Origin of the sequence: Caulobacter sp. (genome assembly GCF_017744445.1) — a bacterium.
Classification (GTDB): domain Bacteria; phylum Pseudomonadota; class Alphaproteobacteria; order Caulobacterales; family Caulobacteraceae; genus Caulobacter.
In genome coordinates, this window is record NZ_JAGIBH010000010.1 from 33,026 (window position 1) to 56,861 (window position 23,836).

The following is a 23,836-nucleotide window of genomic DNA, read 5'->3' on the forward strand; positions in this document are numbered from 1 at the left end:
TGCGCTGTCGTTGATCGTCCCGAAGACGGAACGCGACTAGCCCGTTGCAGGCACCGGCGCGCATCAAATCACAGTATTTCTTTGTCCCGTCGAGAAGAGAGAGTTCAGCTCCCCACCCTTTGCGGAACTTGGCGCCGCCGGCTCTATGAGCTTCAGGCGCGACGTGCAGAGTAGGAGACATGCCCTAGTATAAGTTTGAATGGCACATCGGTGGCCGGAAGGTCCGACTTGGCACCTTGACCTTTAACGATGACGAGGCGGCCATTTCGGAAGTGGCCAAGGTCTGCCGTCGCGAAGGGCTTGGCGCCACGATCACACGACCTGTTCGCAAACTCACCGTAGCGACTATCGCCGGGCCGGAGTTCTGCTGACCACCCTTCTCAGGCCTACGGGGAGAGTGCTTTCTGGGTAGCGGCGAAGCCTGACACTCAAGGGCAGTTGCTGTTGTCGCGGGCGCAAGCAGCGATCAACTGCCGATCCTGATGGAGCTGATAAATCGCGGGGGCGCGCCGTATGAGGAAGGCGGCCGACGCGACTAAGCCGATGCTCAAGGCGATGCGAGTCCGCTGCTTCATCTGCCCACGGTAGCCGCGCCCACGCCTGCCTTCCGCCCTGTCCAGAATTTGAAACCCCCTGCGCTGGACCTATCCGTCGCAGTGCTAGCGGAGGGGCTAAGAGAGCGGCGTCGCCCTCCGACGACAGGGGCTAAGTTCGCGACGTTCCACGACTTGAAGTGCTGTTTCGGCGGACCTATCGCACCGCCCGAAGCCGCGTCACTTCATACGTCGGGATCAAAGCCAGGGGTTCTCGCTCTCCGGCCGCCGAGGCCAACCAGCGGGCGAGGGGCTTGAGGCTGATGGGGGCTTGGAAGGTGCGACCATCCTTGACCACGGCGATCGACGGCGTCTCGGCTTCGCGGAAATCGACGGCCAGGTCGAGCGCTTTGGGTGGGCCGCCCGAGCGCGTCGCCGTCCAGTCGATGCTGGTGGGGCCAAGCCGGCTGGGCCGGTCCAGCACGAGTCGCTCAGGCTCGTAGCCCGCGCCGCGCAGGGCCGCCAACGCCAGATAGAGCTTTTCTTCGTAGTCGATCATGACCCTGGTCACCGCGCCCCTCCCCAGAAGCCAGACCATGGACGCGCCGATCTTGGGTCCTGTCAACCAAGCCAGACCGCGACCAACGGTCTCAGGTGACGGCCGCCCAGAAGGGCGCGCCATCGGTGAGCTCGGCGATCGGGCGGCCATCGGGGAGGGCGGTGTCGGCCCACCAGTCGGGCGCGATCTTAGGCGTGCGTGAGGCCAGGCACGCCGGCGCACAGCCCACCGCGGCGACGACCAACAGCCGCTCGGATCCGGAATGGCGCTCGAACGCCACCGTCTGGCTGGCGCGACGACCCTGAAGCGTGACCGGCCGCAGTGGCGCATTGAATACCGACGGATGCGCGCGGCGCAGCGCCAAGAGGTCCTTGATGAGCGTCTGCTTGGTCGCGCCGTCGCGCCAGTCGACGGTTTTGCGACCATGCATCAGCCCGGCTTGTCGCGCCGCGTAGTCGACGGGGCGGCGGTTGTCGGGATCCACCAGACTGAAGTCCCAGAACTCCGCGCCCTGGAAGAGGTCTGGCACACCCGGCAGGGTCAGCCGCAGCCCCGCCTGCACCAGACTGTTGGCGACGCCGGCCGGTGCGATGGCGGCGACCAAGTCGGCGCACTCTTGGCGGAACGTCGGGCTCGCACCGGTCAGGAGGTCCCGCAGGTAGTCTTCACAGGCTTGTTCATAGGCTTCGTCAGGAACGGTCCAGGATGTGCGCAGCTTGGCCTCTCGCAGAGCCTTGCGTTGCCAGCCGGTCAAACGGTCCGCGAAAGCGGTCAGGCCGGACTGATCGTCGGGCGACAGCTCGAGGGGCCAGGCGCCGAGGATGGACTGGTGAAGGATATGGGCGTCGGCCGGGTCCATGAAGCCGAGCGGCGCCAGGTTGAGCCACGCCCGGGCGCGAGCCGCCCAGGTGTCTGGCATATGGCTCAGGACCGCTAGACGCGCGCGCACATCCTCGCCGCGCTTGTGGTCGTGGGTGGCGGTGGTCAGCAGGCCGTGTGGAAAGGCCTCGCCGCGCGCGGCCGCGAGCGCCAGGAAATCGGCTGGCGAGGTCGAAAAGCGTCCAGGGTCGAAGCCGACGTCGTTGCGCGAGAGCAGGCGGCCATAGCGGTAGAAGGCGGTGTCCTCCACCGCCTTGGCGGCGACGGGGGCGCTCAGCTGCTCGAAGCGGCGGATGGCTTCGGTGCGTAGTGACTGAGGGAACTGTCCATCGCCCGCCAACCAGCGGCCGATCTGAGCCAGGGCCGCGGCGGAGGCGGGCTCGTCGGCGGCGGCGCGATCCAACGCCGCTTGCGGCGCCAGGCCTGTCTCAGCCGCGTACGATCGATAGCGCGTGAAGGCGACGACGAGGGCGACCAGGGCTCGGCGCAGCGCCGGCAGGGGCAGATCGCGAGTGGCGATCTCGGCTCGGGCCAGACGATGGAACGCCGCGGCGGCGGCGTCCAGCTGCGCGGCGAAATCCCGGGTCAGGACTTCGCGGCGCGCGGCGCGCTCTTCGTCGGCGAAGCTTTCCGACCGTCCGCTGATCGCGCCCCAGAGCGCGGCGAGCGGCTCGGCCCCGGCGGGGTCGTGCTGGACGGCCGAGATCTCGTTCATCACCTCATAGCCGGTGGTTCCATCGACGCCCCAGTCGGCCGACAAGGCCTCGCCGCGCCCCAGGATCTTCTCGACGACGAGCCAAGGCTCTTTATCGGGCGCGGCCGCTTGAAGGGCTTGGCGTAGCCGTCGGCCATAGGCGCCAGGCTGGGCCAGGCCGTCGACATGGTCGACACGCAGACCGTCGATCAGGCCTTCGCGATAGAGCCGCAGGGGCAGGGCGTGCACGGCATCGAAAACCGCGGGATCTTCGATGCGCAGGCCGGCCAGCTCGGTGATGTCGAAGAACCGTCGCCAGTTGATGGCGTCGCCCGCCGTTCGCCACCAGGCGAGCCGATAGTGCTGTTCCTCCAGCAGCGCGTGCAGGGCGCTTGCGTCGTAGGCCTTTGCGAGGCTTTGGCGATCGATCTTGGCGACCGCGTCTACCCGGACAGCCGACAGGACCTGCTCATAGCTTTCGCGCCGCAGAGGGAAACGATGCGCGCCGTGCGCCAGGATCGACAGGCGGCCAAGGTCTGGCTCGACGTCGAGCGCGATATCGCCCGCCGCCAGAGCCTGGGCATAGGGCGCGCCCAGGAAGGGGGCGAGCACCTTGCCCTGAAGTTCGCGATCGGCGGGCGACCAGTCGATGTCGAAATAGCGGGCGTAGGGACTGGCGGGGCCTTTTTCGAGGACGTCGAGCCACCAGGGATTGTCGGCGCCGCCGACGGCGACGTGGTTGGGGACGATATCGAGCACCACGCCAAGCCCCTGGCCGCGCAGGGCCTCGACCAGGGCCCGAAAGCCGGTCTCGCCGCCGAGCGCCGGATTGATCGTGGTTGGGTCGATGACGTCGTAGCCGTGCGTCGAGCCCTGGCGGGCGGTGGCGATCGGCGAGGCATAGAGATGGCTGATCCCCAAAGCCGCCCAATAGGGCGCCAGGGCCGCGGCGTCGGCGAAGGTGAAGCCAGCGTGGAATTGGACGCGGTAGGTGGCGGTCGGGATCATTGCGGTCTCTGGGCGCGCAGGCGCCTAAGACGCGCGGCGACGGAAGGCGAAGAAAGCAGGGCGGCGCTGGGCGCTGGAAGGCGTCTGCGCCAGTTGGGATGGCCATCGACGACGCCGGGCAGGTTCGGAGCCTCGTCCAGTCCCGCCAGATCCTCGATCGGGATCAGCGCGAGGTCGCAGGGCGTCCGAGCCACCATCGTCAGGGCCGCATCGACCGCAGCGTCGGGCGCGACTGTCGCGGGCTGGGATCCTGTGGTCGGATCAGCGTCCCGGGCCGCGGCCCAAAGGGCCTGGCGATCCTTGGCGCGCGCTGCGGTTTCGGCGTCGCGGTCGCCGGCCGCGCCCAACTGGCCGCGCCACTCAATGTCGCGCCCCCGCCACCAGCCGGCGACCGGCGCCAGATCGTGCGTACTGGTCATCGCCACGGCCAGGGCGTCCCATTCGCCCGGCGGGATGAACGCGCCGTCGGCCTGGCGTTCGAACGGCAGCACCCGCATGCCCAGAAGGCCGCGCTCGGCCAAGCGCTCGCGCAGGCCCGGCGGCACGACGCCCAGATCCTCGCCGATGACCACAGCGCCGGCCCGATGTGACTCCAGCGCGATCAGGCCCAGTAGATCGTCGATCGGATAGCGCAGATAGGCGCCCTGGTCGGCGCGGGCGCCATCAGGCACAACCCAGAGCCGGCCCAGGCCCAGGGCGTGGTCGATGCGCACGCCGCCAGCATGGCGCAGTGTTGCGCGCAAGGTCGTCAGGAAGGGCCCATAGCCCTGCTGGACGAGGGCGTCGGGTGAAAAGCTGGTGATGCCCCAGCCCTGGCCGGCGGACTGGAAGGCGTCGGGCGGCGCGCCCAGGGTCAGGCCCATCATCAGGTCTTGAGGGCGGCGCCAAGCGTGCGAGCCGCCGGGATCGAGGCCCACGGCCAGGTCGGCGATCAAGCCGAGCCCGATCCCGGCGGCTTTCGCGGCCGCCTGGCCCTTCGCGAGACCAAGGTCGGCCAGCCAGTGGGCGAACAGGAAAAAGCCGATGCGGTCGCCCAGGCCCAGGGCGTCGGCCTCGCGCTCGGCCGTGTCGGGGCTTTGGAACGGGGCGGGCCAGCGCCGCCAGTTGCCGGCCCCGAGCGTCGGCGCGAACCGCTCCTCGAGGGCTTCGAAGAGCGCATGCCGGCGCAGTTCCTGGCCGCCGGCGGCGATGAACGCGTCCAGACGCGGATCGCCAGCGAACACATGATAGGCGGCATTGAGCCGGGCGAGCTTGGCGGCCGCGCCGGAAGTCCAATCGATCAGCGGCCCGAGCGATGGGCTTGGGGCGGCCGCGCCAATGACGCTCGGATCGCCCAAGAGGATGTTCAGATGATCGCGACTGGAGGGTGAATAGGGGCTGCAACGCTCGGGCGCGGATGGGAAGAGGGCGTTGGCGGGGCTGATGGCCAAGGCGTCGGCGCCGGCTTGTCCGGCGGCGGTCGCCAAGGGAGCCAGCGACGCGAAATCGCCGAACGGCCCATAGTCGGCCAGGGCATAGAGCTGGACCCCAAGACCCCAGCCGCGTCGGCCAAGAAGATCGCGCGGGGTCAGGCAGCGGGCAGGGCATGCCGCCAGGGTCAGGCGGCGCTCGTCGAGGTCTAGCGTGTGGTAGCCGGGCGCATCGACCTTGGCGCTCAGCACGCCGTCGCTGGGCCGCAGATCGATGCCGTGGCCATCCTCGAGGGTCAGTCGGGCATGGTCCGACGTGGCGGGGAGGGTGAAGGCCTTGCCGGCCTGGACGACCATCAGGTCGCTGGCGGGGCGCGACCGCCACTGCGCGAGGGCCCCTTGCGGCGCTCGGGGATCATGACCCAGGGCCGCCAGCACGGCCCGGATGGTGTCGCGCCCCACTCGGCGTTCGACGCCGCCAAAATCGGTCCAGTCGACCTGCACGCCGACGGCGTGCGCGAGCGACAAAAGACGGTCTTGGGTCATGGCGTGGCCTCCAGCCAGGCGACAAGGCTCGCCGCGGCCAAGAGCCCGCGCACCGGTTCTTGTCCGACCAGGGCCAGCGGCGGCCCTGGCGGCGCGCGCGACAGGAGAACAGGCTTGTCGCCAAGATTGACCGCCAGAGTGTAGGTCTTTGTCTCCAGGCGCCATTTGGCCTGCACGGCCTTGGAGCCGATGGCCTCGGCGCCCAGACTGACAGCGGCGTCGAGATGGGGCGCTAGATGTTCTCGGCGCAGGCGAAGGAGGTGGCCCAGCAAGGCGCGCCAGGCCGCCGCGTCCGAGCCCGGCTTTGGCCGGGAGGCCTCGAAGGTGCTTTGGGCGTTGGGGTCGGGGATGGTCGCGCGCGCGGCCGGATCGGCAAAGGCTGGAAACTTGGCGAACTCGCGCCGGCGCCCCTCACGCACGGCGTCGGCCAGCGCGTCGTGGAAGTCGGTGAAGAACAGGAAGGGGCTGGTCGCGCCGTCCTCCTCGCCCATGAACAGCATCGGGATCTGCGGAGCCAGCAGCAGCAGGCCCATGGCCGCGCGCAACTGGTCGGGCGCGACGAGGCGCGTCAGGCGCTCACCCAGCGCCCGGTTGCCGACCTGGTCGTGGTTTTGCAGGAAGTTGACGAAGGCGGTTGGCGGCAGGTGGCCGCTGGCCATGCCGCGCGGACGCCCGTCGTGATGGGGCGAGGGCTGGCCCTGATAGACGAAGCCCTCGGCCAGGCAGCGCGCCAAGCGCTCGGCGGGCCGCTCGGCGAAGTCCTGGTAGTAGCTGCTGGTCTCCCCCGTCAGCAGGACGTGAAGGACGTTGTGGAAGTCGTCGTTCCATTGGGCGTCAAAGCCCGCGGTCAGGCGCGCGGCGTCATTGGCTTCATTCTCGAGCACCAGATGGATCGGGCGCTCGGCGATGCGGCCGCGGATCTCCGCGGCCATGGCGTCGAGGAAGCCGTTGTCGCCGATGGCGTGGACCGCGTCGAAGCGCAGACCGTCGAGCTTGTAGGTCTCCAGCCAATAGAGCGCGTTGTCGATGAAGTAGCGCGCCACCGCGGGTTTTTGGAAGGCGATCGCCGGACCCCAAGGCGTGTCGCGGCCCTCGTCGAAGAAGGCGCCGGCATAAAGTGGCAGATAGTTTCCGTCCGGGCCGAAGTGGTTGTAGACCACGTCCAGCAGCACCATCATCCCCAGGCCGTGGGCGGTGTCGACGAGGCCCTTGAGCGCGTCGGGTGAGCCGTAGGCCGGCGCGACCGCATAGGGCAGGACGCCGTCATAGCCCCAGTTGCGGGTCCCAGAGAACGCGTTGACGGGCATCAGCTGCAGGGCGGTGACGCCGAGCCGCGCAAGGTCGGGCAGACGTTCGGCAAGGCCGTCAAAGCCGCCCAGGACGCCGGGGTGGGCCTCATAGAGCACCGCTTCGCGCCATGGCCGTCCGGGCCAGTCGGCGTGGCGCCAGGCATAGGCGTCGTGCGACACCAGAAGGCTCCAGCCATGGACGTCGCTGGCCAGGGCTTGGCCGGCCGGATCGGGGACGGTCAGTTCGTCCTCCAGGCGAAAACGATAGCGCGCGCCCGGGGCCGCGTCGGCCTCCAGGGCAAACCAGCCCTCGTCGAGCCGATCCATGGGCTGGGCGGGCGCGCCATCGAGCTCAAGCCCGACGGCGTCACGGCTCGGCGCCCACAGCGTGAACCGCGCCCGGCCAGCGCGCACCCATGACGGACCGGCGCGCGGGCTCATGAAAGGGTTCCGGCCGCGCGCAGCAGCACCGCGCCCCCGCCAGCGACCTCAAGACTCGCCCCGACCTCGCCGCAGGCCGCGTCCGGCTGGGTGCTGTCGATCAGACGTTCGAACACCAGCCCCTCGCTTGGCAGATGGAAGGTCAGGGCCTCGGCCGCGCCGTTCAGCACCAGCGCGATCAGTTCCAGGCCGCCATCGTCCAGCCGGCGCGCGCGGCGCATGACCAGCGCCCGGCCGTCGGGGTTTTGCCAGTCGCTTTGCGACAGACGCTCGCCGCGCTCGTCGAACCAGTCGATGTCCAGCACGCCGGGGGCGACCTCATCCTGCCCATAAAGGAAGGCGCCAGCCCGCAGCAGCGGATGGGCTTTGCGTAGGGCGATCAGCCGGGCGGTGAAGGCGCTCAGCGCGCGGCCTTGCGGGCTCGCCGCCAAGGCCCAGTCGAACCAGCTGATGGCGTTGTCCTGGCAGTAGGCGTTGTTGTTGCCCTGTTGGCTGCGGCCAAACTCGTCGCCGCCCAGCAGCATGGGCGTGCCCAGCGACGTCATCAGGGTGGTGAGCATCGAGCGCTGGATCCGCCCGCGCTGGTCCAGGATGGCGTGGTCCTCGGTGGGGCCTTCGGCGCCCCAGTTGCGCGAGTAGTTCTCGCTATGGCCGTCCTGGCCGTTCTCGCCATTGGCGTCGTTGTGACGGCCGTCGTAACTGACCACGTCCTGCAGCGTCATGCCGTCATGGGCGGTCAGCATGTTGACGCTGGCCCAGGGGCGGCGAGCGCGGCGATCGAAGAGGTCGCCCGAGCCCGACAGACGGGCGGCCAGGTCCGGCCGCTGGCCCGCGTCGCCGCGCCAAAAACGTCGGGTGGTGTCGCGAAACTTGTCGTTCCATTCGGCGAAGCTGGGCGGATGATGACCCAGCTGGTAGCCGCCCGGGCCGATGTCCCAAGGTTCGGAGATCAGCTTGAGGCGCCCCAGGACCGGATCCTGGCGCAGCACGTCGAAGAACGCCGCCCCCGGCGAGAAGCCGGCGTCGCCCTCGCGGCCCAGGGTCACGCCCAGATCGAAGCGGAAGCCGTCGACACGGAACGACTGGGCCCAATAGCGCAGGGAGTCGGCCACCATCTGGATGACCCGGGCCGAGGCCATGTTCAGTGAATTGCCGGTGCCGGTGTCGTTGATGCAGTGGCGCGGGTTGTCGGCGACCAGGCGGTAGTAGGTGGCGTTGTCCAGGCCCCGCAGGGAGAGGGTGGGACCCATCTCGCTGCCTTCGGCGGTATGGTTGTAGACGACGTCGAGGATCACCTCGATGCCGCTGGCGTGCAGCCGGCGCACGGCCAGCCGAAACTCGTCGTGGCTGCCGCTAGCCAGGTATCGGGCCTCGGGCGCGAAGAAGGCCAGGGTGTTGTAGCCCCAGTAGTTGGAGAGTCCGCGTTCCTGCAGGAAGCGATCTTGGGTGAAGGCGTGGACGGGCAGGAGCTCCAGCGCCGTCACCCCAAGGCGCTTGAGATGGTCGATGACCTTGGGATGAGAGAGGGCGGCGAAGGTGCCGCGATCCTTGGGGCCGACCTCCTCCAGCAGCGCCGTCAGGCCCTTGACGTGGGCCTCGTAGATCACGGTTTCCGACCAGGGCGTGCTGGGACGGCGGTCGCCGTCCCAGTCGAAGGCGTCGGCGGTCACCACCGACTTGGGCATGGCCGGGGCGCTGTCGCGGCGGTCGAAGGAGAGATCCGCGCGCGGAGAGCCAACATGGTAGCCATGCAAGGCGTCGGTCCAGCGCAGTTGGCCGGCCAGGCGCCGGGCGTAGGGGTCCAAGAGCAGCTTGTTGGGATTGAAGCGGTGGCCTTGCTCGGGCGCGTAGGGGCCATAGGCGCGAAACCCGTAGAGCTGGCCAGGGCGCGCGTGCGGCAGGTAGCCGTGCCAGACCTCGTCGGTGCATTCGGGCAACGGATAGCGGGCCAGCTCCTTGCGGCCAGACGGGTCAAAGAGGCAAAGATCGATCCGCTCGGCATTGGCCGAGAAGACGGCGAAGTTGACGCCAAGACCATCGAAGGTCGCGCCCAGCGGGTAGGGTGATCCGGCTTCGAGACGTTCGGGCGAAGGGGTCAAGCGCTAGGTCCTTGATAGCGGAGGAAGACGGCCGCCAGCGGCGGCAGGGTCAGGTCGAGCGCCGCGCCGTCAGGCTCGGACAATGCGGTCACCGCGCCCTGGTTGCCGATGTCGCCGCCGCCATAAAGCGCCGCGTCGGTGTTGAGGATCTCGGACCAGCGGCCGGCGTGGGCCACGCGCACGCGGCGCTGGTGTTGCGGCTCAGGGGTCATGTTGACCGCCACGAGGATCGGCGCGCCGCCGTGGAACGAGCAGCGCTCGAAGACGAAAACGCCGTCGCGATCGTGGTTCTCGGCGATCCACGAAAAGCCGCGCGGGTCGGCGTCGGTGTGATGTAAGGCCCCTTCCTGGCGGTAGATGCGGTTGAGATCGCCGACCAGGCGCTGCAGGCCCGCGTGCTCGGCCTCCTCGAGCAGGGCCCAGTCGAGTTCGCCGTCGTGATTCCACTCGCGTCGCTGGCCGATCTCGCCGCCCATGAACAGCAGCTTCTTGCCCGGATGGGCCCACATCAGCGCCAGGAGCGCGCGCAGGTTGGCGAACTGGCGCCAGCGATCGCCCGGCATCTTGGATAGGAGCGAGCCCTTGCCGTGCACGACCTCGTCATGGCTGAGCGGCAGGACGAAGCGCTCGGAGAAGGCGTAGGTCAGGCCAAAACCCAGGTCGCCGCCATGCCAGCCGCGATGAACCGGATCGCGGCGCATGTAGCGCAGGGTGTCGTTCATCCACCCCATGTTCCATTTGAACGAGAAGCCCAGGCCGCCTTGATCGACGGGCGTGGTGACCCCGGGCCAGGCGGTCGATTCCTCGGCGATGGTGATGGCGCCGGGGACATGCTCGCCGACCGCGGCGTTGAGCCGGCGCAGGAAGGCGATCGACTCCAGGTTCTCGCGGCCGCCGTGGATGTTGGGCGTCCACTCGCCGGCCTTGCGACTGTAGTCGCGATAGAGCATCGAGGCGACCGCATCGACGCGCAGGCCATCGATGTGAAAGCGTTCGAGCCAATAAAGCGCCGAGGCGATCAGGAAGGTCGCCACCTCATCGCGCCCGAGGTTGTAGATCAGCGTGTTCCAGTCGGGGTGGAAGCCTTCCTTGGGATCGGCATGTTCGTAGAGGGCCGTGCCGTCGAAACGCTCCAGGCCGTGGGCGTCGCTGGGAAAGTGGGCCGGCACCCAGTCGAGGAGGACGCCAAGACCCGCCTGGTGACAGCGATCGACGAAGCGGGCCAGGGCCTTGGCCGAACCATAGCGGGCCGACGGCGAAAACTGGCCCAGCGGCTGGTAGCCCCAGGAGCCGCCGAACGGATGCTCCATGATCGGCATCAGCTGGACGTGGGTGAAGCCCAGGCCGGTGACGTAGGGGATGAGCTGATCGGCCAGGGCGTCCCAGTCGTGGAAGGCATGGCCGTCCCAGGGGCGTCGCCAGGAGCCAGCATGGATCTCGTAGATCGAGATCGCCGCGCCGGCATGATGGCGCCCGGCGCGGCCGGCCATCCAGTCCTGGTCGGCCCAAGCATGCTCGAGCGGCGGGGCGACAATCGAGGCGGTGGCCGGCGGGGTCTCGCTGGCCCGCGCCATCGGGTCGGCCTTGCGCCGCACGACGCCATCGGCGCCGTGGATGTCGAACTTGTAGCGCTCGCCCGCGACCAGGCGCGGAATGAAGATCTCCCAGACCCCGGCCTCATGGCGCAGGCGCATGGGGTGGCGCGCGCCATCCCAGCTGTTGAAGTCGCCGACCAGGCTGACGCGCCGGGCATTGGGCGCCCAGACGCTGAAGGCCACGCCCTCGACGCCGTCCAGGACCCATGGGCGCGCGCCGAGGCGGTCGTCCAGGGCCACGGGCTCGCCGCCGCGGATCGCCTCCAGATCGGCCTGGGACAGAACCGGCCCGAAGCCGTAGACGTCCTCGGTGACCTGGGCGCGGCCGGGCCACAGGATTTTCAGGGCGTAGGGCGTGGAGGGTTTGATCTCGCCGCGAAAAAGGCCAGGCGAGACCTCGCTCAGCTGGCCCAGGCGCCGACCAGTCTTTGGAGAAACAAACTCGATCCCGAGGGCGCCAGGCTGGAAGGCGCGCACGACGCCGTCATGGCGCCCCAGGTAGCCGAACGGATCCGACGCCCACGACACCTCACTGACCGACCCCACCCCGACGCCTCCAAATTGCTGCGAGTGCACAACGGACGGGCGGCCAATCTGTGCCGCGCACCATCAAAAAATATCGGCGGAACCCTTGGTCATGTCCGTTGTTTCCGGGACATCTCACGGAGTTGCGGCGATGGCGTTCGGGGCGTGGCAAGGTTTATTGTGCGGGTGCGAAGCGCCGCGGGTGATGCAGCGCGCTGGCGCACGGCGATGAGCGGCCCCAGCGTTCTGTCGGTCGCGGCCGAAATCTTCCCCCTGGTGAAGACCGGCGGCCTGGCCGACGTGGTCGGGGCCCTGCCACTGGCCCTGGCCCGCGAGGGCGTCGCGGTCGTCACCCTGGTCCCGGGCTATCCGGCGGTCATGGCCGCGCTCGAAGCGCCGGTCGTCGTCCACCGGTTCACCAGCTTGATGGGCGGTCGGGCGCGCTTGCTGCGCGGCCGGGCCGGGGGTTTGGATCTCCTGGTCATCGACGCGCCGCATCTCTACGCGCGGCCCGGCAATCCCTACCTGCAAGCGCCCGGCGTGGCCTGGCCCGACAACGGTCTGCGTTTTGCGGCCCTGGCCAAGGTGGCCGCGGACATCGGTCTGGGGCTGCTGGACGGCTACCGGCCAGGCGTCATCCAGGCCCACGACTGGCATGCGGGCCTGACCCCGGCCTATCTCCACTACGCCAAGATCAAGAGTGGCCATCGCGACGTCCCGCCCGTGGTCCTGTCGATCCACAATCTCGCCTTCCAAGGCCTTTTCCCCGCCGCGATGCTCGGCAAGCTCGGCCTCCCGCCCGAGGCCATGGGCATCGACGGGGTCGAATACTGGGGCGACATCGGGTTCCTGAAGGCCGGCATCCAGTTCGCCGATCAGGTGACGACCGTCTCGCCCAGCTATGCGGCGGAGATCACCACCGACGAGGGCGGCATGGGTCTTGGCGGGCTCTTGAAGGCGCGCGCCAGGTCGCTGGTCGGCATCCTCAACGGCATCGACGCGGACGTCTGGAATCCCGAGACCGACCCGGACATCAGCGCGCGCTACACCGCCGAAACCCTCGAGCAGCGCGCGATCAACAAGCTGGCGCTGCAGGCCAAGTTCGGGCTGAGGGCCGACGCCGAGGCGCCGCTCTTTGGGATCCTCAGCCGCCTTACGGACCAGAAGGGCGTTGATCTGCTGCTGGGGGCGCTGCCGGTGCTGTTTGGCGAGGGGGCGCAACTGATCGTCTGCGGCCAGGGCGAACCGCGCTACGAGGCCGCGTTCGCCGAGGCGGCCGAGCGCTATCCGGGCGCGATGGGCCGCTTCCTCGGCTATCGCGAGGATCTGGCCCACCTGATCCAGGCCGGGGCCGATGCGATCCTGGCCCCGTCGCGGTTCGAGCCTTGCGGCCTAACCCAGCTTTGCGCCATGCGCTACGGGGCCATTCCCGTGGTTTCGCGCACGGGCGGACTCTCGGACACGATCATCGACGCCAACACCGCCGGCATCGCGCGATCGGCCGCGACAGGCGTCCAGTTCGCGCCGGCCACCCAGGACATGCTCGAGGACGCGATCCGTCGCACCTGCGCGCTCTACCGCGATCCGGTCAGCTGGCGGCGGGTGCAGCTCAACGCCATGGCGTCCGATAGCTCCTGGCGGGTATCGGCGGCCGAGTACGCCGCGCTCTTCGCTCGGCTCGCGGCCCGCTCCGCTCGCGCCGCGGCCAACGACGCGATCGGCCAGGTCGCAGCGATCACCGCGCCCCAGACGCCCGGGGAGCCGCGCAGCTTTGCGACCTATGACGGCGGGGAGAGCCCTCAGCCGGGTCCCGGACCAAGACGCGCTCCGACCCGGCGCAATCCGCCAAGGCCGAAGGCGGCCGCGCCCGCCCTGCGACGGGTCGAGGAGCGATGATCGTCGCCGACCTCATCAAGCTGTTGCAGGGGTGCCATCCCCAGGCGGTGGTCCTGATCCCGGCCGATCCGTCGATGGGGCAGGCGTGCGAGCCGCTGGCCGATGTCGCCAAGATCGACGCCGCCCAGTTCAGCGAGGGCCCGGCCGCCAAGGGCGGGGTGGTGCGGCTGTCGGGTTTTCCGATCGCGCTCCTGGTCAATGGCTTCGAGGCTGTCGAACGCAGAGGGTAGGCGCGAGCCTTTGGGCTGCGCCTCAAGGTCATGGTCCGCTGTCGGCGATGGCGGCGCGCGCGCGACGTCCAGTCTGCTGGGATGGCCATGCTTGGCGGCCCAAGGCCCCAATGCCATGCACGCTCAAAGACCGGCTGATCTGTTGGCCAGGTTGACCGTCCAGCCCGCGGCGTTCGCGGCCCTCACCGCTTTTTTCGGGACTTTCACGCGGACCACAATCCTCACGTGAGCGCGACCGCGGCGCATCCGTGTCGGCGCGAACAAGCGCTTTTGCAAGGTCGACGAGCACGACCTTGATCTCTGCCTGGCCTCGCCGGAGCGAGTCGATCCGGCCGTGTCCCGGCGGGCCGTGACCCTGACGCTGGAGAGGACCGCCGCAGGTCGCCTATCGGGGCGGCGATCCGCCCGTTCCAAGGCCTGTGTCGGAAGGCGCGGCGACTTCATCACGGCGCGTTGGGGCCGACGGATCCGATGAAGATCGCCTGCCCTCTAAGGCCCAAGGTTTGCGGGGTCGGCGCGCGTTGGAACTGTCGCTGCGCGCGCGAATTGACGCCTCATGATCGCCAGCCGCGCCGACATCTGCAAAGCTTTTTACCAATTCCAAGACGACCTCGACGCCGACGGCGTGGCGTTTGACTGGGCGTTCGAAGAGGTGAAACAGGCTTTCGAAGACTGGCTCGCGCGGGTCCAGTCGCGTCGAGTGGCGTGGACTCAGGCGCAAGAGCACGCGGTCGCCACAGCGATGAGCCAGCGCTGCCAGCCCTATCTCGTCTCGGACCGACGTTGGTTTCGCTAGCAGGCGCTGAGCGCGCCGCCCAAGAACCCGTACGCGTCGGCAGCGCCCGCGTATCCAGAGCAGACATGGCCGTCGCGCAAGCCTTGGGTCGGCGCATCGATCCAAGCGCTCGAAGGTGACGATCCGCATATTCGCAAAGCCGCTGCTGGAACGATCTTTCCGACCGCTTCTTTTGCCAGGAGGCGACCAGCAGAGGGCCATGGCGACAGCGCATGGACGATATGGAAGACGAGGCCGAGGCGTTGCTCGCGCGGATCATGATGATCCGGGATGATCTCAACGCCGGACGTCTCGCGCCCGACCAGGTCGCGCGCTATCGGGAACTTGGGCGCCGGGTGGCGCGGATCACCGCCGACATGGACGCGGCCGCCGACATCGACGCGGCCTATGCGCTCTGGCGCAAGGGCGCGGACATGATCGACGCGTTCCTGGCCGAGCACTTTCCCCAGCCGACACGCCACTAGCGCCGCGCCCGCATGAGGGCGGGGTCGGGGCGGCCGTGCGGCTTCGCGCAGTATAGGTTGGCGACGCTCATGGACGGCGCCTCTTTGGGCTCGGCTCGGCGCCTCTTAGCGCGGCCATGTCAGACGCGACGAGGCGTCGAGCGGCCAGGAACGATCCGCGCGGGCCATGGTTTCTTGTTGCCGGGCGCGCGCAGTGCCGCGCCCTTCTCATATCAGGGCAAGATCATGACCGACTATCGCAGCGCCGACGATGAGGCCTTCATCGGGGAACTGGGCGGCGACCTGGGCGGGCCGCTGAACGGCGCCGGCGCGAAGGCCGAGGCCGTCGCCAGTTTCAAGGCCGCCAAGACCTCGGCCAAGGCCGCCGCCGCCAGCGTCAAAGAGGCCGCCGGCGTGGCGATCGACCAAGCGCGCGAGCGCCTGCGCGGGGTCGCCGGGGGCGCGGCTGGCGAGATCCAACACCGGTACGGTGATCTGGAGGCGTGGGTGCAGCTCAAGCCGGCCAGGGCTCTGGGCATCGCCGCCGGCGTCGGCGTCCTTTTGGGCCTGCTGCTGCGCGGGCCCACCACGCGGGTGGTCTATCTGCGCGACCACTAGGGGCCAAGCGGCCATCATTTGATTGTTCAGGCCAGGACGCCGGAGAAATTTCCATGTCGGACGACAAGGACCTGCGCGGTCCGCAGGACGCATCGCGCATCAGTCTTAGCGAGGCCTATGAGGTCGAATACTGGACCAAGACGCTGGGGGTCGATCGCGATGCATTGGCCAAGGCCGTGGTCGCGGTGGGCAATGGCGCCAAGGCCGTCCGCGCCTACCTCCAGCGCGGCGTCCACTAAGTGGCCAGCCCGCGCCGCGCCAGACGCACCAAGGCCGCGCGCCCGCGCGCGGCATTGATGGCGGTGATCCTGGTGGGCCTGGACGCCGCGCCGGTCTTCGCGCTCGGCGATGGCGCGCGGCCCGGCGGCGGCCTGCCGCTCTGTTCGCGCCGATGAGCGCGCGCGCCGTCGGCGCGACTTGGGCCGCGCGAGCCGGCCGGCCCGCCCTTGAACGGCTCGCGCGGGTCATGGCGCGCTTGACCCGCGCTGGCCGCCCCGCGCCGAGGGCGCCGGCGATGGGACCGCTGACGGTCGGGGCGCTGATCGCTCATCTGCGGCGCTTTGATCCTGACCTGCGAGTGATCATGCCGGGCGAGACCGAGGATTGGACCGACGTCCACGCGGCGGGGCTCGACATCTTCTCGCCTCAGCCGCGGAGTCCAAATCGCTTGCAGCTCGCCGACGACGATGATCCGAAGGCCCTCTCGATGGTGCGCCTGTTCGGTGATCCCGATACGGCCTGATCGAGACCAGCCTCGCAGGCTGGGTCGCTTCAGGATCGGGCGCCATGACAGGGAGCTTTGGGCTGACGCGCGGGTTTTCCCGCTCGTGTCAGGCGAAGTTGACCCACTCCGGCTCGCGCACGAACGCGTGTTGCGGCAGGCCTGTCATCGCTCGCAGCCTTCCGATGTCGAGAAGCGTGATCGTGCGCATGCCCCGCCGGATCAGGCCGGCGCGCTCCATCGCCCCCAACTTGCGGCTGACATGAACGGGGCTGAGACCGACGAGGTCGCCGATCTGGCCTTGGGTCAGCGGCAAGGGCAGGGTTCCGTGCTCGGCCAAGCCCAAGGCGGCCAGGCGGTCGAAAAGATCGATCAGCATGCCGGCGATGCGCACCGCGCCATCGGTCTGTCCCATTAGGGCCAGCGCTTCCATCAGCACCACCCGCTCGCGTTGGGCGCCCAGGAACTGGGCGGCGGCGATGCGGGGAAACCGCGCCAGCACCCCCATGAAGTCGGCGCGCGACATCGGCCGGACAGTCACGGGCGTGATCGACGTCAGGCACTCGGCCGTGCGGGTGACGCAAAGGCTCGGGGCGCCCAGAAGGTCGGTAGGCAGATGGATCTTGACCGTCTGCTGGCGGCCCGACACCACGGCGATCGACGAGGCCACCCAGCCCTCCACGAGGACGAAAAGATGGGTCGGCTCGGCGCCGTCGCGCTTGAGCACGTAGTCGCGCGGCAGCTGCAGCGGCCGGCCCTGTATGGTCGCCAGCGCCGCGCGCTCGCTCTCGGTCAGGTCGAAGACTTCATCATGGCGTCCCTTCGGCGCCCCGGGCGCGACGGCGCGCCCAACTGCTTGCTCATCCATGGTCCCCGTTTGCCAAGGCGCCCGGACGGCGCATTATCCTAGGTTATGGTTTGGGACGATGACGCGCGCGCGGGGCGAGATTGGCGTCAGGCGGTGACGCGTTCGTCTTCGCACAGCGTCAGGCGCGCTCTGGCCGAACCCAGGTTGGTCCTCGATGCGCGCGATTTGCCGCCGACGCCCAAATCAAGGACATCCCGGCGCGATCGGGCGCGCGAGGGCGGACGGGCTAGCCCGCGACTCGCGCGGCGTCGGCAAGCGCTTCGGCCTCCTGGGTCAGTCGATCCGCCAGCCTCAAGGCTCCCCGCCGAAAGGCGGCGGCCGCGCCACGCCTCAACAGGCGCTCGGCGGCGGCGGGAAACCGGCGTCGCAGCTTGCCAGCCCAAGTCTCGGCCAGTTCGGGGTCAAGGCGGGCGTCCTGCCCGCGCGCCAGGATCATCGCGCTGGCCTCGGGCAGGGCGGGCCAGGCCATCAGCACCGACAGGCCCTTTTGGAAATCGTCCTGCGCGGCGGCCATTGCAAAAATCCGACCCTCGGCCTCGACGTCGTCGAAATCGCCAAGCCGAGCAACATAGGCCTTGGCCCGCGAGGCCTCCAGGGTCCGCTGAAAGGACGCCCAGCGCACGGCCTGGGCCGCGTCGCGTTCGCCGGCCGCATCCAGATAATCGATCCAGGCGCTCTCCCAGTCGAAATCGGGCGCCGCCAGCCGCCCCAGGAGACCCTTGGGCTTGGGCGCGGCCAGGCGTAGGGCCGCGCCGGCCTCATCGGTCCGGCCGGTCGCCAGCCAGCGCCGGGCGACCTCCACGGCCACCGGCGGGGTCGCCAGCGCGCTGTCGCTGAAGGTCTGGGCGTAGGCGGAGGTGTCGGCGGCGGCATCGGCCAGATGGCGGATGAAGATGGTCCAGCCGGGCGCGGCGCGGGGACGGGCCTGAGCCAACGCGAGCGCGACGCGGCTCGCGGCCGCGGTGAGGGGGGGCAGTGCGGCCGGCGCCCAGGCCGCCCACGCCTGCGGCGCGCCGGCGGCGGCCTCGACCAAGGCGTTGGCGGCCAGGTGGGGATCGTGCTGGGCCAGCAAGGCGCCCAGGTCCCGAGCGGCGGCCTGGTAGACCGCCTCGAACGCCTCGTCTCGGTCCTTCAGGCGCCTGGCGGTCTGGCCGTGGGCGCCCAGGAAACGCCACAGACGCTCCAAGGCGGCGTCCGAGTCGGCCGCGCCGAGACGCTCGGCGATGAGACTCCGCAAAGCCTCGAGATCGCGCAGAAACGCCGGCTTCTGGCGCCAGCCGACCTGACCGCGACTGGTTTCCAAGGCGCTTAGCCGCTTGTCGATCTCGGCGACCAGATGGCCCGGGCCCAGATCGGCGGCCAGCTCCATGCGCAGGCGACGCTTGAGATCGGTGCGGCTCTGCGCCACCTCGAACAGGATCTGCGCCAGACGCTCGGCGCCAAGACCGGCCAGGTTCTCCGGCGTCACCTTCTTCTGGCTGGCGAGGCTGGGCTTGGCCATGGAGACCCGCGTCCCTAGTCGGCGCCGCCAGACAGCAACGCGAAGACTTCCAGGCGCGCGCAGGCGGCGGTGTGGGCGACCGCCGCATCGCGCGTGTGGACGAAGTCGATCTGGAAGGCGGTCACCGCCGCGCGCAAGGCCTGACAAAAGGGGACGCCATGCAGATGCGCGACCGCGGCCGCCTCGCTGGCCAGGTCGTCGAACAGGAACCGGGCATGCTCGCGCCGCCCGCCCAACTGCTCTGCCAGGCGATCGATGTCGCGTTCGAACGGGGCGAAGGCGGGTCTGGTCATGCGCTAGGCGATCCTGAGGGCTGGGCGGCTGGGGCCACGGGGCGTCTCAAGACAACGATGCGCGGCCAGGGTCGATCCCCCCGACCCTCCGGTGAGGGGCGTGATCATCGCCGCGCGCGCGAGGGTCCGTCGGGGCGACGGCCAGGTCCTGGTCGCTGCTTGCCCGGGGGCGGCCGGCCTTGGCGCGGCGCTCGTGGTCGCGGCGTCGACGCCCGTCGCGCCTGCGTCCTTGCCCGCGTGTTTTTGAGGAACCGCGGGTTTGCCAGGTGCGTTTCCGACGCCGCTAGCCGCGGCGCTCGTCTAGGCGACGCAGCCGGCGCCGGCCGCCCGGTGGGGGAACATCGGCGGCCGGCTGCCGCCTGGGCTCGCCTCGCCGACGCCCTGGCGCTGTCGCCCTATCTGGGCCAGCGCATGGCCGCCGGACGGCTCTTGGACAAGGCGGTGTTTCTGCGCGAGCTGATGCCGCAAGACATAAAGCTGGAGATCGTCGGCCTGGCGCCGGCCCAGGCGATGGACGCCGCCCGCGCCATGGCGCGGGTCGTGGGTCAACGCCCATGGCCGGCAGACGGATGGCGCCACGCGCAAGGGCTGGATCGCCGATCTCTCGCGCGGCCGCTCGGGCGCGCTCGATGCGCCGTCCTGGCTATCGTCCAGCGTCGTCGACCTGGTGGCCGTGCACGAGGCGGCCTATCTCGAGCACCGCCGACGCTACGCGCTGGAATTGACCCCGGCCTGAAAGATCAACAACCCAGGAGGGCGAGCCCTAAGGCGCGCGGCGAGGGCGCATCTCAGGGCGCCGAGGCGCGCAGGCGCTTGTGAATGTCGGTGGCCGCGATGGCCGCCTCGGCGGCCGCCACCGCGATCTGGTTTAGCCCGCGCACGACATCGCCCGCCGCGTAGAGCCCGTCGATCGAGGTCTCCTGGTGGCCGTTGACCACCAAGTTGCCGTCGGCGTCGTGCGCCGCGCCGACCGCCAGCGCCAAGCGGCTCTGCATCTCGCAGCCCAGCGCCAGATAGAGGCAGTCGAAAGCCTGCGAGGCTTGGCCAGCCTGCCTCACGACGACGGCGTCCGCGCCCACCGAAAGATCGCCAAGCGTGGTCGGCGTCACCGCAACGCCGTGATCGGCCAGGGTTTGGCGATCGCTCAGCGTGGCGATATCGCCCAGGTGCAGCAGGGTCACCCGATCGGAATAGGTGGTCAGGAACGCCGCTTCGTGCGCGCCCAGGTCGCCGTCGCCGAGGACGGCGATGGCTTGGTCGATCGCCTCATAGGCGTCGCAGATCGGGCACATGCGCACCCGGGACGCCCGGATCGCCGCCTCGACGCCGTCCAGCGCCGGCAGGCGGTCGACGAGGCCGGTGGCGAGCAGCACGAACCGCGCGCTCAGAAGGGCAGCGTCGGTGTCGTCGGGGACGTCACCCGCCGCCTCGATCGCCACCTCGAAACCTTCGGCGCCGGGCGACAGACTGACGGCCTTGGCCGTGCGCCGTTCAGCGCCGTAGAGCCCGGCTTGACGGCCCATGTCGGCGAGCAGCTGACGGCCGCCCACGCCGCCGGCGAAGCCGGGCGTGTTGTGACTTTCGGGAATCCAGTCGGCGCGAGGACGGCCGCCGTCCAAGACCAGCACCTTGCGGCGAAACCGGCCCAGATAGGTCGCCGCCGTCAGCCCGGCCGGACCCGCGCCGACAATGATCACGTCGTAGTCGGGCGGAGCGGCGGCTTTCGTCATCGCGGGCGTGTCATCCAGACATGTTTTGGGGGGCGGCCGGGCGCTTAACGAGCACTTGAGGCGACCGTTCCACGCGGCGGCGTTTGGCCGGCGGCGCCGTCGCCCGCGCCGGCGCCAACGCCGGCGGCCGCCGCGCCGCCCGCCTCGGTTGATGTCGAAGCCGTCCTGACCGCGATGGCCGAGATCGATGGCGGCGGCGTCAACTGGCGCACCTCGATCGTCGACCTCCTCAAGCTCCTCAAGCTCGACTCGAGCCTGGAGGCGCGTAAAGAGCTGGCCGACGAGCTTGGCGTCCACGCTGGCGAGGCCGGCAGCGCCGAGCAGAACATCGCGCTGCACAAGGCGGTGATGAAAAAGCTGGCCGAGAACGGCGGCCAGGTCCCCGACAGTCTCTACGCCTAGGCTTGGTCGCTATCGGGGCGGCGGCGTGGCGATCATCGTCCACGCCGTCCGTCTCGTCGGTGGAGAGGCCGCCAGCCGTCGGCGACGGATCACCAGCCCGGCTTACCCGTTAGGCTTCCTCGGAGGAGCCGTCATGGCGCAGAACAAGCTCAAGCAGTATCAGGCGATGCGCGATTTCACCCAGACGGCCGAGCCGTCGGGCCGCGCCAAGGTCGCCGCCGCCAAGGCGCTGCGCTTCGTGATCCAGAAGCATGCCGCAAGCCACCTGCATTTCGACCTGCGTCTGGAATACGACGGGGTCTTCCGGTCCTGGGCGGCGCCGAAGGGCCCCTCGCTCGACCCGGCCGACCGGCGTCTGGCCATGGAGGTGGAAGACCATCCCCTCGACTATGGCGATTTCGAAGGCACGATCCTCAAGGGCCAGTATGGCGGCGGCACGGTGATGCTGTGGGATCGCGGCTACTGGGCCCCGGAAAAGGGCTTTGAGAAGATCGGCGCGGCCCTGGCCAAGGGCGAGCTGAAGTTCGTCATGGAAGGCGGGCGGATGCATGGCTCTTGGGTGCTTGTGCGCACCAAGCGCGACGGTCGCGGCCGGGCCAGCTGGATGCTGATCAAGCATCGTGACGAGGCCGCCCAGCCAGGCAATCCCAACGGCCCCACCGACGCCGATCGCTCGATCGCCTCGGGACGGTCGATGGCCGAGATCGCGGGCGGCAAGGGCAAGGCCGCCACGCCGTTCATGACCGGGGAGGGCGTCCGGGCCGGGGCGATCTGGCGGAGCGACCGCGACGCCAGCGCGCCGGCCGGGCTGATCCAGCCGGCCAAGGCCGCCCGGGTGGCGACCAAGCGCGTCAAGGTCTTGCCCGACTTCATCGAACCGCAGCTGACCAAGCCGGCCGACAAGCCGCCGTCGGGGCCGGGCTGGGCCCACGAGATCAAGTTCGACGGCTACCGCATGCAACTGCGCACGCAAGGCGGCAAGGCGGTCCTGCGCACCCGCAAGGGCCTGGACTGGTCGGCCAAGTTCCCCGAGATCACGCAGGCGGGGGCGGGCTTAAGCGATGGTGTCGTCGATGGCGAGGTCGTGGCCCTGGACCACACCGGCGCCCCCGACTTCGCCGCCCTGCAGGCGGCGATCTCCCAGAAGAACACCGCCGATCTGGTGTTCTTCGTCTTCGACCAGTTGTTCGATGGCCTGGAGGACCTGCGCGCGTTGCCGCTGTCGGCGCGCAAGGAGAGGCTGGCGGCCCATCTGGAGGGGGCCGACCCGATCCTGCGCTTTGTCGATCACTTCATCACCGCCGGCGATGCGGTGCTGTTGTCGGCTTGCCGGATGGACTTGGAGGGCATCGTCTCCAAGCGGCTGGACGCGCCCTACCGCTCGGGCCGCGGCGAGACCTGGACAAAGTCCAAGTGCCGGGCCGGGCATGAGGTGGTGATCGGCGGCTACACGACGACAGGCGGCGCTTTTCGATCCTTGATCGCCGGGGTGTTCTCCGACGGCCAGCTTGTCCATGTCGGTCGCATCGGCGCCGGCTTTGGACGCGACAAGCTTTCGACCCTTTTGCCCAGGCTAAAGGCCCTGGAAGCCGACAAGAGTCCCTTCGCCGGGAAGGGCTCGCCGCGCGGCGCCGGCGAAATCCATTGGCTGAAACCCCACCTGGTGGCCGAGATCGAATATGAGGGTTTCACCGCCGATGGCCTCCTTCGACAGGCCGCCTTCAAGGGTCTGCGCGAGGACAAGCCCGCCGCCGAGGTGGAGGCCGAGACGCCCGCGCCGCCCACCACCAAGGCCGCCGCGCCCAAGGCCCAGAAGGCCGGGGCGGTCGCGGTCAGGACCGCCAGCGTCAGCGCGCGAGGCTCGGCGGTGGTGATGGGCCAGACGCTGTCCAACGCCGGCAAGCCCCTGTGGCCGGACGCAGGCGACGAGCGGCCGGTGACCAAGCTAGACCTTGCCCAATATTACGAGGCGGTCGGCGACTGGATGATCGAGCATGTACGCGGGCGACCCTGCTCGATGATCCGCATGCCCGATGGCGTCGAGGGCGAGCAGAAGTTCTTCCAGCGCCATAGCGGCAAGGGCCAATCGGCCCTGATCTCCGAGGTCACGGTCTGGGGCGACCGCAAACCCTATCTGCAGTTCGACAAGGTCGAGGCCCTGGTCGCGGCCGCCCAGGTCGGGGCCCTGGAGCTGCATCCCTGGAACTGCGAACCCTTCCTGCCCGAGCAACCCGGCCGTCTGGTCTTCGATCTCGACCCGGCCCCCGACGTGGCGTTCGAACGGGTGATCGACGGCGCGCGTGAGGTGCGTGACCGCCTGGCCGATCTGGGCCTTATGTCCTTTTGCAAGACCACGGGCGGCAAGGGCCTGCACGTGGTCACGCCGCTGGCGGCCGAAGGCCTGGACTGGAACATCGCCAAGGCCTTCGCCCGCGACGTCTGCAAGGCCATGGCCCAGGATGATCCGGCCAACTATCTGATCGAGATGGCCAAGGCTAAGCGCGGCGGGAAGATCTTCCTGGACTACCTGCGCAACGACCGCATGGCCACGGCCGTCGCGCCGCTCTCGCCGCGCGGGCGGCCCGGCGCCCCGGTGTCGATGCCGCTGACCTGGACCCAGGTGAAGAAGGGCCTGGATCCGGCCAAGTACACGGTGCGCACCGTCCCGGCCCTGGTGCGCAAGCTGACCGCCTGGGAGGACTACTGCGAGGGCGAGCGGCCCTTGGCCGCGGCCATAGCCCGGCTGGGCAAGGTCTAGGCG

19 protein-coding genes and 1 pseudogene are annotated in these 23,836 nt (G+C 69.5%); 10 read left to right on the forward strand and 10 right to left on the reverse strand.

Going from position 1 to position 23,836, the window contains the following annotated elements:
- Positions 1 to 750: 750 nt before the first annotated feature.
- The 6 genes from J7528_RS15185 to glgB all read right to left on the reverse strand — a co-directional run bounded on the left by J7528_RS15185 (position 751) and on the right by glgB (position 11,598).
- Positions 751 to 1,104, reverse strand: a complete 354-nt coding sequence (locus J7528_RS15185) for a hypothetical protein (protein WP_291875980.1) — start codon at positions 1,102 to 1,104, stop codon at positions 751 to 753.
- A 79-nt stretch (positions 1,105 to 1,183) separates the two neighbouring features.
- Positions 1,184 to 3,673 carry a malto-oligosyltrehalose synthase gene (gene treY / locus J7528_RS15190; RefSeq protein ID WP_291875982.1) on the reverse strand — a complete coding sequence of 830 codons (2,490 nt, stop codon included), beginning with the start codon at positions 3,671 to 3,673 and terminating at the stop codon, positions 1,184 to 1,186.
- Positions 3,670 to 5,628, reverse strand: coding sequence for a 4-alpha-glucanotransferase (locus J7528_RS15195; protein WP_291875984.1), 1,959 nt, complete (start codon positions 5,626 to 5,628; stop codon positions 3,670 to 3,672). The genes treY and J7528_RS15195 overlap by 4 nt, the downstream gene beginning before the upstream one ends.
- The gene (treZ, locus tag J7528_RS15200; protein ID WP_291875986.1) at positions 5,625 to 7,358 is read right to left on the reverse strand and encodes a malto-oligosyltrehalose trehalohydrolase; all 1,734 of its coding nucleotides are present in this window, start codon (positions 7,356 to 7,358) and stop codon (positions 5,625 to 5,627) included. Before treZ ends, J7528_RS15195 begins: the two co-directional genes overlap by 4 nt.
- Positions 7,355 to 9,457 carry a glycogen debranching protein GlgX gene (gene glgX / locus J7528_RS15205; RefSeq protein ID WP_291875987.1) on the reverse strand — a complete coding sequence of 701 codons (2,103 nt, stop codon included), beginning with the start codon at positions 9,455 to 9,457 and terminating at the stop codon, positions 7,355 to 7,357. Before glgX ends, treZ begins: the two co-directional genes overlap by 4 nt.
- Positions 9,454 to 11,598, reverse strand: a complete 2,145-nt coding sequence (gene glgB / locus J7528_RS15210; RefSeq protein ID WP_291875989.1) for a 1,4-alpha-glucan branching protein GlgB — start codon at positions 11,596 to 11,598, stop codon at positions 9,454 to 9,456. The genes glgX and glgB overlap by 4 nt, the downstream gene beginning before the upstream one ends.
- A gap of 207 nt (positions 11,599 to 11,805) precedes the next feature.
- On the opposite strand from glgB, the gene glgA reads away from it, so the two are divergent.
- From glgA to J7528_RS15250, 8 genes are all read left to right on the forward strand, one after another.
- Positions 11,806 to 13,473, forward strand: coding sequence for a glycogen synthase GlgA (gene glgA / locus J7528_RS15215; RefSeq protein ID WP_291875991.1), 1,668 nt, complete (start codon positions 11,806 to 11,808; stop codon positions 13,471 to 13,473).
- Positions 13,470 to 13,703 carry a hypothetical protein gene (locus J7528_RS15220; protein WP_291875993.1) on the forward strand — a complete coding sequence of 78 codons (234 nt, stop codon included), beginning with the start codon at positions 13,470 to 13,472 and terminating at the stop codon, positions 13,701 to 13,703. The genes glgA and J7528_RS15220 overlap by 4 nt, the downstream gene beginning before the upstream one ends.
- A gap of 556 nt (positions 13,704 to 14,259) precedes the next feature.
- Positions 14,260 to 14,499 carry a hypothetical protein gene (locus J7528_RS15225; RefSeq protein WP_291875995.1) on the forward strand — a complete coding sequence of 80 codons (240 nt, stop codon included), beginning with the start codon at positions 14,260 to 14,262 and terminating at the stop codon, positions 14,497 to 14,499.
- Positions 14,500 to 14,711: 212 nt separating this feature from the next.
- Entirely contained in the window at positions 14,712 to 14,963 is a 252-nt protein-coding gene (locus J7528_RS15230; protein ID WP_291875997.1) for a hypothetical protein, read from the forward strand.
- 225 nt (positions 14,964 to 15,188) lie between these two features.
- Positions 15,189 to 15,560 (forward strand): hypothetical protein, encoded by a 372-nt coding sequence (locus J7528_RS15235; protein WP_291875999.1) that lies wholly within the window; start codon positions 15,189 to 15,191, stop codon positions 15,558 to 15,560.
- 53 nt (positions 15,561 to 15,613) lie between these two features.
- Positions 15,614 to 15,799: a DUF3606 domain-containing protein gene (locus tag J7528_RS15240; RefSeq protein WP_291876001.1), complete on the forward strand. Its 186-nt coding sequence runs from the start codon at positions 15,614 to 15,616 to the stop codon at positions 15,797 to 15,799.
- Positions 15,800 to 15,955: a hypothetical protein gene (locus tag J7528_RS15245; RefSeq protein ID WP_291876003.1), complete on the forward strand. Its 156-nt coding sequence runs from the start codon at positions 15,800 to 15,802 to the stop codon at positions 15,953 to 15,955.
- A 119-nt stretch (positions 15,956 to 16,074) separates the two neighbouring features.
- Complete coding sequence (locus tag J7528_RS15250) at positions 16,075 to 16,302, forward strand: hypothetical protein (protein WP_291876004.1); 228 nt, start codon at positions 16,075 to 16,077, stop codon at positions 16,300 to 16,302.
- An 88-nt stretch (positions 16,303 to 16,390) separates the two neighbouring features.
- Here J7528_RS15250 and J7528_RS15255 read toward each other — a convergent pair whose 3' ends face one another.
- From J7528_RS15255 to J7528_RS15270, 4 genes are all read right to left on the reverse strand, one after another.
- Positions 16,391 to 17,149 (reverse strand): Crp/Fnr family transcriptional regulator, encoded by a 759-nt coding sequence (locus J7528_RS15255; protein WP_291876006.1) that lies wholly within the window; start codon positions 17,147 to 17,149, stop codon positions 16,391 to 16,393.
- Positions 17,150 to 17,375: 226 nt separating this feature from the next.
- A complete protein-coding gene (locus J7528_RS15260; RefSeq protein WP_291876008.1) occupies positions 17,376 to 18,650 on the reverse strand; it encodes a DUF6880 family protein in 1,275 nt (424 codons plus the stop codon).
- Positions 18,651 to 18,664: 14 nt separating this feature from the next.
- On the reverse strand, positions 18,665 to 18,943 hold the full coding sequence (locus tag J7528_RS15265; RefSeq protein WP_291876010.1) for a hypothetical protein: 279 nt from the start codon (positions 18,941 to 18,943) through the stop codon (positions 18,665 to 18,667).
- A 788-nt stretch (positions 18,944 to 19,731) separates the two neighbouring features.
- Entirely contained in the window at positions 19,732 to 20,673 is a 942-nt protein-coding gene (locus tag J7528_RS15270; protein WP_291876012.1) for an NAD(P)/FAD-dependent oxidoreductase, read from the reverse strand.
- Positions 20,674 to 20,775: 102 nt separating this feature from the next.
- Between J7528_RS15270 and J7528_RS15275 the strand changes: the two are divergent.
- Positions 20,776 to 21,075: pseudogene (locus J7528_RS15275) on the forward strand (DUF3597 family protein); the annotation flags it as partial.
- A 133-nt stretch (positions 21,076 to 21,208) separates the two neighbouring features.
- A complete protein-coding gene (gene ligD, locus J7528_RS15280) occupies positions 21,209 to 23,833 on the forward strand; it encodes a DNA ligase D (RefSeq protein ID WP_291876013.1) in 2,625 nt (874 codons plus the stop codon).
- Positions 23,834 to 23,836 lie beyond the last annotated feature (3 nt).